Here is a 9,271-nt window from a genome sequence, read left to right as displayed (position 1 = left end):
TCGGTGGGCTGTGCGAAGCGTGAGAAGTTGTGCACGCACAGCACCAGGTCGTCCTCGTGTTCGCGCAGGAAGGCGAGGACGGCGGGGTTGGAGGAGGGCAGTTCGGTGTAGGTGCCCAGGCCGAAGGCGTGGTTCTGTTTGCGGATCTCGATCATGCGGCGGGTCCAGTGCAGGAGCGAGGAGGGCGACGACATGGACGCCTCGACGTTGGTGACCTGGTAGCCGTAGACGGGGTCCATGATGGTGGGCAGGGAGAGCCGGCCGGGGTCGCAGGAGGAGAAGCCGGCGTTGCGGTCGGGGGTCCACTGCATGGGGGTGCGCACGGCGTCGCGGTCGCCGAGCCAGATGTTGTCGCCCATGCCGATCTCGTCGCCGTAGTAGAGGATCGGCGAGCCGGGCAGGGAGAGCAGCAGGGCGGTGAAGAGCTCGATCTGGTTGCGGTCGTTGTCGAGGAGGGGCGCGAGGCGGCGGCGGATGCCGATGTTGGCGCGCATACGCGGGTCTTTCGCGTATTCGGCGTACATGTAGTCGCGTTCCTCGTCGGTGACCATCTCGAGGGTGAGCTCGTCGTGGTTGCGCAGGAAGATGCCCCATTGGCAGTTCGCGGGGATCGCGGGGGTCTTGGCGAGGATCTCGGAGACGGGGTGGCGCGACTCGCGGCGGACGGCCATGAAGATGCGGGGCATGACGGGGAAGTGGAACGCCATGTGGCACTCGTCGCCGCCGGAGGCGTAGTCGCCGAAGTAGTCGACGACGTCCTCGGGCCACTGGTTGGCCTCCGCCAGGATCACCGTGTCCGGATAGTGCGCGTCGACGTCACGCCGCACCCGCTTCAGGAAGGCGTGTGTGGCCGGGAGGTTCTCGCAGTTGGTGCCCTCGGCCGCGTAGAGGTAGGGCACGGCGTCGAGGCGGAAGCCGTCGATGCCGAGGTCCAGCCAGAAGCGGAGAGCGGCCAGGATCTCCTCCTGGACGGCCGGGTTCTCGTAGTTGAGGTCCGGCTGGTGGGAGAAGAAGCGGTGGAAGAAGTACTGCTTGCGGACCGGGTCGAAGGTCCAGTTGGAGACCTCGGTGTCGACGAAGATGATGCGGGCGTCGCCGTACTGCTTGTCGTCGTCGGCCCACATGTAGTAGTCGCCGTAGGGTCCGTCGGGGTCCTTCCTCGATTCCTGGAACCACGGGTGCTGGTCGCTGGTGTGGTTCATCACGAAGTCGATGATGACGCGCATGCCGCGTTGGTGGGCGGCGTCGACGAACTCGACGAAGTCGGCCAGGTCGCCGAACTCGGGGAGGACGGCCGTGTAGTCGGACACGTCGTATCCGCCGTCGCGCAGGGGCGACTGGAAGAAGGGCGGCAGCCAGAGGCAGTCGACCCCGAGCCATTGCAGGTAGTCGAGTTTGGCGGTGATGCCCTTGAGGTCGCCGACGCCGTCGCCGTTGCTGTCCTGGAAGGAGCGGACGAGGACCTCGTAGAAGACGGCGCGCTTGAACCACTCGGGGTCGCGGTCCTTGGCGGGCGTGTCCTCGAAGGTGTCCGGAACAGGGGAGTTGACGGTCATGGCGCTCTGGAGCCTCCGATCGGCGGTGATGCGGATCACCGGACGTGGAACACGTGGGCGGGCGTCCGGCCGGGCTCCAGGCGCACGTAGTTCGTCCTGCTCCAGGCGTAGGTCTCGCCCGTCAGTTCGTCGCGCACGGACAGGGCTGCACCGTCGTCCAGGCCGAGTTGCGGCATGTCCAACGACACCGTCGCCTCCTGGGTGTGGTGGGGGTCGAGGTTGACGACCACCAGAACCGTGTTCGACCCCGCCCGCTTGCTGTACGCGATGACGGAGGGGTTGTCCGTGCCGTGGAAGCGCAGATTGCGCAGCCGGTGCAGGGCCGGATTGGCCCGCCGGATCTCGTTGAGCTTGGTGATCAGCGGGGCCAGGCTGCGGCCCTCGCGCTCGGCCGCCTCCCAGTCACGGGGCTTGAGCTGGTACTTCTCCGAGTCCAGGTACTCCTCGCCGCCCTCCCGCAAGGGGGTGTTCTCGCACAGCTCGTAGCCGCTGTACAGGCCCCAGGTGGGGGAGAGGGTCGCGGCCAGGACGGCCCGGATCTCGAAGGCGGGCCGGCCGCCGTGCTGCAGATAGGCGTGCAGGATGTCCGGGGTGTTGGCGAAGAGGTTGGGCCGCATGTACGAGGCGGCCTCCCCCGAGAGTTCGGTGAGGTAGTCGGTCAGCTCTTCCTTGGTGGTGCGCCAGGTGAAGTAGGTGTACGACTGCTGGAAGCCGATCTGGGCGAGCGTGTGCATCATCGCGGGGCGGGTGAAGGCCTCGGCCAGGAAGATCACGTCGGGGTCGGTGCGGTTGACGTCCGCGATGACCCGCTCCCAGAACACGACCGGCTTGGTGTGCGGGTTGTCCACGCGGAAGATCCGCACCCCGTAGGACATCCAGTGCCGCAGCACCCGGACGGTCTCGGCGACGAGGCCCTTCATGTCGGCGTCGAAGGCGATCGGGTAGATGTCCTGGTACTTCTTCGGCGGGTTCTCCGCGTAGGCGATCGTCCCGTCGGGCCGGTGGTGGAACCACTCGGAGTGCTTGTGCACCCAGGGGTGGTCGGGGGAGCACTGCAGGGCGAAGTCGAGGGCGATCTCCAGCCCCAGTTCGCGCGCCCGCTCCACGAAGTCGGCGAAGTCCTCCAGCGTGCCCAGATCGGGGTGGACGGCGTCGTGGCCGCCCTCCGGCGAGCCGATCGCCCACGGCACGCCCACATCGTCCGGCCCGGCGTTCAACGTGTTGTTGCGGCCCTTGCGGAACGTCGTGCCGATCGGGTGGATCGGCGGGAGGTAGACGACGTCGAAGCCCATCTTCGCGATGGCCGGCAGCCGGCGCGCGGCGGTGCGGAACGTGCCGTGCGGGCGCTCGGGAGTCCCCTCGGAACGCGGGAAGAACTCGTACCAGGACCCGTACAGGGCCCGCTCCCGCTCCACCAGCAGCGGCAGCGGATCGGAGGCCGTGACCAGCTCGCGCAGCGGCCGCCGGTCGAGCAGCGCGGTCACCTCGGGCGTCAGGGCCGCGGCGTAGCGCTCGGCCACCGGGGCCGAGTCGTCGAGCAGCTTCTTCGCCGCGTCCCGCAGCAGGGTGCGCTCCGGACCGCGCGGGGCCCGGGCGGCCGCCCGTTCGTGGAGCCGGCCCCCCTCCTCCAGCACCAGACCGACGTCGATGCCCGCCGGGATCTTCACGTCCGCCTGCCGGCGCCATGTGGCGATCGGATCGCTCCAGGCCTCCACGGTGTAGGTCCAGCGGCCCATGGCGTCCAGCGTGACGTCGGCGCCCCAGCGGTCCGTGCCGGGGGCGAGCTCGCGCATCGGCGTCCAGGGCCCGCGGTCGCCGTCCGGGTTCTTGAGGACCACGTTGGCGCCGATGGCGTCGTGGCCCTCGCGAAACACCGTCGCGGAGATCCGCACCGTCTCCCCGATCACGGCTTTCGCCGGCCGCCGTCCGCACTCCACGCGCGGTTCGACGTCCCGGACCGGGATACGGCCGATCGCCCTGGTGGACTTCACCTTTGCACCTCCGCTAGCTGAAATTGGCTTTGGCCGCCCGGAGTTGGGCGGCCGACCCGCGCTGGCGCGGGGTGCTACGTCTCCGCGGGCAGGCGCGGAAGCGACGAGGTCACCGAGAGCCGGGCGACGCCGCTCCTGCGGCCGGACCCCCTGCGCTCGCGCAGGCGGCCGTCGGCGGCGGCCCGCAGATACTGCTCGGCGGCGTCCGCCGCCTCCCGTGCGCAGCGCTTGCCCATCAGTACGCACAGGGTGTAGCCGCAGTCCTCGAAGGCGGCCCGTGCCGAGCGGTCGGCGGGATGCGCGAGCATGGCCCGCTCCCAGGCCCGGTAACCGCGCAGGGTTCTGGCGACTTCGGTCTTCGCTGGTTGCAGCATGGCGCTGTTCACCTTTCGGGAGTTCACGAGGTACGCCGCTCGAGACGAGCGGGTCGGCCCTTTCCGCAGAGGTGCGAAAACGTCCAACCTCCCGAGGCCTTCACTTATGGTGCACGGCGCATCACCCAACGTCCTGTTGGATCTTGGTTGTGGTGCCCTCGTGTTGCACGAATGGCGTAGCAGCCCCACTGTGGTTGTGACTCTGAAGCGATTACCGCTCACGCTTCGTGTCGGGGACCCCGGCCCGTCGGGCCGGGGAGGAGTGTGAGCCTCTCGCCGGTGAGGAGCGAACGACGATGAAGACCGCAGTCCCCTGCTACTACCACCTCGACGTGGACGTCAGTGCGGAACGTGTCGGACAGGTCAGGCGCATCCTGGCCGCCCACCTGACGTACTGGGACCTCGACACGCTCGTCGAGCCCGTCTGTCGCGGGGCCGAGATGCTGCTGAAGGCCATCGACGAACACGCGCAGGACAAGCACACCTCGATCGAGATGTGGTGGAACGGCCAGCATCTGATCACCGCGATCGGCGGCGACGACCGCCAGCTGCGCCCCGACCTCGACCTGCGCGCCTGTCTGGAGCGCATCGCCGCCATGAGCGACGGCTGGGGCTGCTGCGCCACCGGCACCGGCAGCAAGGTCATCTGGTTCTCCCAGCGGGCTCGCGCCGGCGAGCGCGTGCCCCGCGTGCCCACCGCGCCGTCCCCCAGCCTGCGGGAGGGGCTTCAGGTGCCCCGCACCCTCATCATGGCCGACGTGGCCGCCCAGGCGGACGAGGAGCGCGTCCTGGAGGCCGCCCGGTGAGCCAGCGCCCCAGCCGCACGCGCCGGAGCGCAGGGGTGCCCGCCTGGAGCGGGCGCCCCTACCCGCTGGGCGCCGACTTCGACGGACAGGGAACCAACTTCGCGCTGTTCAGCGAGGTCGCCGAACGTGTCGAACTCGTCCTCGTGGACGACGACGGCGCCGCCCGGACCGTCCCCCTGACCGAGGTCGACGGCTTCGTCTGGCACGCCTATCTGCCCGGGACCGGCCCCGGGCAGCGCTACGGCTTCCGGGTGCACGGACCGTGGAACCCGTCCTCCGGCGACCGCTGCAATCCCGCGAAACTGCTCCTGGACCCCTACGCGCGGGCCGTCGACGGCCAGATCGACAACCACGCCGCCCTCTTCGAACGGGCCGGCGACCGGCCCGACCCGGCGGACAGCGCCGGCCACACCCTGCTCGGCGTGGTCACCGACCCCGCCTTCGACTGGGGCGACGACGAGCCGCTGCGCCGCCCCTACGCTGACACGGTCGTCTACGAGGCCCATGTGCGGGGCCTGACCCGCACCCACCCCGACGTCCCGCCCGACCTGCGCGGCACCTACGCCGGGCTCGCCCATCCCGCGGTGACCGGGCACCTCACCTCGCTGGGCGTGACGGCGGTCGAGCTGATGCCCGTCCACCAGTACGTCCAGGACGGCGTCCTGACCGACCGGGGCCTGTCCAACTACTGGGGCTACAACACCATCGGCTTCTTCGCCCCGCACAACGGCTATGCCGCCCGGGGCGCCCGCGGTGAACAGGTGAGCGAGTTCAAGGCCATGGTGAAGGCGCTGCACGCGGCCGGCCTCGAAGTGATCCTCGACGTGGTCTACAACCACACCGCCGAGGGCAACGAGAAGGGACCGACCCTCTCCTTCCGCGGCATCGACAACGCCTCCTACTACCGGCTCGTGGACGGCGACTGGGCGCACTACTACGACACCACCGGCACCGGCAACAGCCTGCTGATGCGGCACCCCCACGTCCTGCAGCTGATCATGGACTCGCTGCGGTACTGGGTGACGGAGATGCACGTCGACGGCTTCCGCTTCGACCTCGCGGCCACCCTGGCGCGGCAGTTCCACGAGGTGGACCGGCTGTCCGCGTTCTTCGACCTCATCCAACAGGACCCGGTGATCAGCCGCGTCAAGCTGATCGCGGAGCCCTGGGACGTCGGCGAGGGCGGCTACCAGGTGGGCAACTTCCCGCCGCTGTGGTCGGAGTGGAACGGCCGCTACCGCGACGTCGTGCGCGATTTCTGGCGCGCGGAACCCGGCTCTCTCGGCGAGTTCGCCTCCCGGCTGACCGGCTCCTCCGACCTGTACGCGCACAGCAGGCGCCGCCCGCGCGCCAGCGTCAACTTCGTCACCGCGCACGACGGTTTCACCCTGCGTGACCTTGTATCGTACAACGACAAGCACAACGAGGCCAACGGGGAGGAAAACCAGGACGGCGAGAGCGACAACCGCTCGTGGAACTGCGGGGCCGAGGGCCCCACCGAGCGTCCCGCGGTCCTCGCGCTGCGGGCCCGGCAGCAGCGCAATCTGCTCGCCACCCTCCTTTTGTCGCAGGGCATCCCGATGCTGTCGCACGGCGACGAGCTCGGCCGCACCCAGCTCGGCAACAACAACGCCTACTGCCAGGACAACGAAGTGTCCTGGATCGACTGGCGGTTGACCGACGAGCAGCGCGCTCTGACCGGCTTCTGCCGCCGCCTCGTCGCCCTGCGCGCCGCTCATCCCGTGCTGCGCCGGCGTCGCTTCTTCCGGGGCGAGACCGTGACCCGCGCCGGGCAGCCGCTGCCCGACCTGGTCTGGCTGCGACCGGACGCGGGCGAGATGAAGGCCCGCGACTGGCAGCGCGCCGACGCGCACAGCGTCGGCGTCTTCCTCAACGGCGACGCCATCGCCGAGCCGGATCCCCGTGGCCGGCCCGTCGTCGACGACTCGTTTTTGCTGCTGTTCAACGGTTTCTGGGAGCCGGTCGTCTTCCGGCTGCCCGACGCGCGCCACGGCGAGCGCTGGACCGTGCGCGTCGACACCGTGGACCCTGACGGCGGCCCCGACGAGAGCGAGTACAAGGCGGGCGCGGAGGTGACCTTGGAGGCCCGGAGCCTGCTGGTGCTCTCGCGGCCCCCGCTCGGGCCGCGGTGAGACGGGCGGCCTTCAGCGCTGCCGGTGCGAGGTCACCGTGAACTGGGCGCCGTCCGGATCCCGCAGCACCGCCTCCCGGGCACTCTCCACGAGTACGCTGCCGCCGTGCTTCTCCGCCGCCCGGGCGCACGCGGTCACGTCCGCCACGGCGAAGTGGACCTGCCAGTGGGGCCGGATCGTGGGGTCGGGCGCGGCCTCCAGCGCGCCCGACTCGATCCGGGCCACCACGTCGCCCCTGCTGCGCAGCACGACCTCGCCGGCCTCGTAGTGGACCTCGCAGCCGCCGGGGCGGTCGGTCGCCCAGTCGAGGATCTCGCCGTAGAAGATGGCCGAGTCGAAGGCGTCGCGGGTGTGCAGCCTGACGAACGCGGGCGCCGCCTGCCGCCAGGCCTCCCAGTTGCCGATCAGCTCGCCCTCCCAGATGCCGAAGGTGGCGCCGTCCCGGTCTGCCAGCAGGGCCGCCCGGCCCGGCGGCAGGGAGATGGGTCCCACGGCCACCGTCCCGCCGCGCTCCCGGGCCCGGGACGCCGCCTCGTCCGCGCTGGGCACCGCGAAGTACGGCGTCCAGGCGACCGCCATCTGCCACATCGAGGCGACGGCGGCGATCCCCGCGACCGGCACGCCGTTCACCAGCGCCGTGCGGAAGTGGTCGCCGAGGGTGCCCCGCAGCCACTTCCAGCCCAGCACCGCCTGGTAGAAGTCCTGGGTGGCCTCCAGATCCCGGCTGGTCAGGCTCACCCAGCAGGGAGCGCCGAAGACGGAGTGCGTGGAGACCGTTCCCCGGCCGCCCGGGGCGGATGTCGAATGATGGTTCATGGCACTCGCGTTCCTGGTCTGTCGGCCGACGGGCGGCGGAGAGGGACTGCCACCAGTGTCCGGCCGCACCGGCCCCGGCCGCCTGCCGAGGACCCGGGTGGTTCGATGGAGGGGCGGCACGAGTACCGCGCGGGACCGCAGCCGAAACGGCCCGGAGCGACCGGGCCGTTCGGGTGACCGGGGCCCTGGGAGGGCGCCGGGCGGCGGGTGTCAGCCGATCCCCGCCTCGGCCTCGGCGCCGGGCTCGGCGGTGATCTCCTCCCGCAGCCGGGCGAAGCAGCCGCTCAGCAGCCGGGAGACGTGCATCTGCGAGATGCCCAGCTGCTCGGCGATCCGGCTCTGCGTCATGCCCGCGAAGAACCGCAGATACAGGATCGTCCGCTCGCGCTCCGGCAGGGCCCGCAGACACGGCGTCACGGCCACCCGGTCGATGACGGTGTCGTAGCCGGGGTCGGGATGCCCGAGGGCGTCCTCGAGCGCGTAGCCGTCCGTGCCGGGCAGCTCGGCCTCCAGCGACAGGGCGGTGAAGCACTCCAGCGCCTCCGCGCCGGTGCGCACCTCGTCCTCGGTGAGCTGCGCGTACGCGGCTATCTCGGCGATGGTCGGCGCCCGGCCGGGAGTCGTCTGGGCCAGTTCCTTCGCCGCGTTCCGCACCCGGTTGCGCAGGTCCTGGACCCGGCGCGGCACGTGCAGCGTCCACATGTGGTCGCGGAAGTGCCGCTTGATCTCACCGGTGATCGTCGGCACCGCGTACGCCTCGAAGGCGCGGCCGCGGTCGGGGTCGTAGTGGTCGACGGCCTTCACGAGACCGAGCGCGCCCACCTGGTAGAGGTCCTCGAGCGCCTCGCCGCGCCCGCGGAAGCGGACGGCGATCCGCTCGGCCATGGGCAGCCACAGCCGGACCAGCTCGTCCTTGAGGGCCTGGCGCTCGGGACCGGCGGGCAGCCCGGCCAGTCGCACGAAGGACTCGGTCGTGTCCGGGGCGTCGTCGTGGGAGTGCTGCTTCGTTCGGACGGTGGTACGCATCACGCGCGCCTCCCTCAGGAGGGTTGCCGATGAACGGGGGGACATCGTGGGAAACGCGCACTCGGAAGGATTCGGGGCAACACCCGGGGTCGGCCGATCGGCAGGTCCCACGGACGTGCCTCCTGTCCGAAGCACTTCCCTGCAGATGCCCGCGGAAGGGTGCCTGAAAACAGTTTTACCCGATTTGTCCCTCACCGCTCTTCGTACCGCTCTACGGTCTTCCCCGGGGAAGGCTGCTCGCGGTCGCGGTCGCGGTCGCAGTCGCCGCCGTCGTCGTCGGCTCGGCCTTCTTCTCCTGCCTGGCGATGACCATCGCGGTCATCGCCAGGCATCGCGGGCATCGCGGCGCCGTGGCCGCCGCGCCCGGCGTCGCCGCGGCCTCCTCGCTCCTGGGCCGGCCGGCCCGTTGGCGCGACCGGGGGACGTGATGTGCGGCACGCCCCGCGCAAGCCCTCTCGAGGGCCGCCGGCCGATTGTCCCTGCGCACGGCTTGATCAGCGATCAAAGGGGGTGAATTCCCTGGCCACAGCGCATTCTGCTCATTTGACA

Annotated in this window: 8 protein-coding genes; 3 read left to right on the top strand and 5 right to left on the bottom strand. The window is 70.6% G+C overall.

The genetic code is table 11. From position 1 onward, the window contains the following. The 3 genes from treS to Sri02f_RS25500 form a co-directional block, all read right to left on the bottom strand. Positions 1 to 1,556, bottom strand: a 1,556-nt coding sequence (treS, locus tag Sri02f_RS25510) for a maltose alpha-D-glucosyltransferase (RefSeq protein WP_109003651.1), incomplete at its 3' end; no start/stop codon positions are given. Between the two features lie 35 nt (positions 1,557 to 1,591). Then, positions 1,592 to 3,547, bottom strand: coding sequence for an alpha-1,4-glucan--maltose-1-phosphate maltosyltransferase (locus Sri02f_RS25505; RefSeq protein WP_109003630.1), 1,956 nt, complete (start codon positions 3,545 to 3,547; stop codon positions 1,592 to 1,594). Positions 3,548 to 3,621: 74 nt separating this feature from the next. Beyond that, positions 3,622 to 3,921 (bottom strand): DUF5133 domain-containing protein, encoded by a 300-nt coding sequence (locus Sri02f_RS25500; protein WP_109003629.1) that lies wholly within the window; start codon positions 3,919 to 3,921, stop codon positions 3,622 to 3,624. A 296-nt stretch (positions 3,922 to 4,217) separates the two neighbouring features. Here Sri02f_RS25500 and Sri02f_RS25495 point away from each other — a divergent pair, with 296 nt between their 5' ends. Both Sri02f_RS25495 and glgX read left to right on the top strand, forming a co-directional pair. Beyond that, a complete protein-coding gene (locus Sri02f_RS25495; protein WP_109003628.1) occupies positions 4,218 to 4,727 on the top strand; it encodes a pep a2 in 510 nt (169 codons plus the stop codon). Positions 4,728 to 4,762: 35 nt separating this feature from the next. Continuing rightward, on the top strand, positions 4,763 to 6,880 hold the full coding sequence (gene glgX / locus Sri02f_RS25490) for a glycogen debranching protein GlgX (RefSeq protein WP_167467615.1): 2,118 nt from the start codon (positions 4,763 to 4,765) through the stop codon (positions 6,878 to 6,880). A gap of 12 nt (positions 6,881 to 6,892) precedes the next feature. On the opposite strand, the gene Sri02f_RS25485 is transcribed toward glgX, so the two are convergent. Beyond that, positions 6,893 to 7,696, bottom strand: a complete 804-nt coding sequence (locus Sri02f_RS25485; protein WP_109003626.1) for a VOC family protein — start codon at positions 7,694 to 7,696, stop codon at positions 6,893 to 6,895. Positions 7,697 to 7,906: 210 nt separating this feature from the next. Beyond that, a complete protein-coding gene (locus Sri02f_RS25480; RefSeq protein ID WP_109003625.1) occupies positions 7,907 to 8,722 on the bottom strand; it encodes a SigB/SigF/SigG family RNA polymerase sigma factor in 816 nt (271 codons plus the stop codon). A gap of 305 nt (positions 8,723 to 9,027) precedes the next feature. On the opposite strand from Sri02f_RS25480, the gene Sri02f_RS43670 reads away from it, so the two are divergent. Beyond that, complete coding sequence (locus Sri02f_RS43670) at positions 9,028 to 9,150, top strand: hypothetical protein (protein ID WP_281261905.1); 123 nt, start codon at positions 9,028 to 9,030, stop codon at positions 9,148 to 9,150. Positions 9,151 to 9,271: the final 121 nt, after the last annotated feature.

It is taken from the genome of Streptomyces rishiriensis, from assembly GCF_003112535.1.
Taxonomy (GTDB): domain Bacteria; phylum Actinomycetota; class Actinomycetes; order Streptomycetales; family Streptomycetaceae; genus Streptomyces; species Streptomyces rishiriensis.
This window is presented reverse-complemented; position numbering and strand designations above follow the sequence as displayed.

Coding starts and splice junctions, on each gene's coding strand:
- Sri02f_RS25485 (WP_109003626.1), bottom strand. CDS start 7,696: ATGAACCATCATTCGACATCCGCCCCGGGCGGCCGGGGAACGGTCTCC.
- Sri02f_RS25480 (WP_109003625.1), bottom strand. CDS start 8,722: ATGCGTACCACCGTCCGAACGAAGCAGCACTCCCACGACGACGCCCCG.
- Sri02f_RS25500 (WP_109003629.1), bottom strand. CDS start 3,921: ATGCTGCAACCAGCGAAGACCGAAGTCGCCAGAACCCTGCGCGGTTAC.
- Sri02f_RS25495 (WP_109003628.1), top strand. CDS start 4,218: ATGAAGACCGCAGTCCCCTGCTACTACCACCTCGACGTGGACGTCAGT.
- Sri02f_RS43670 (WP_281261905.1), top strand. CDS start 9,028: ATGACCATCGCGGTCATCGCCAGGCATCGCGGGCATCGCGGCGCCGTG.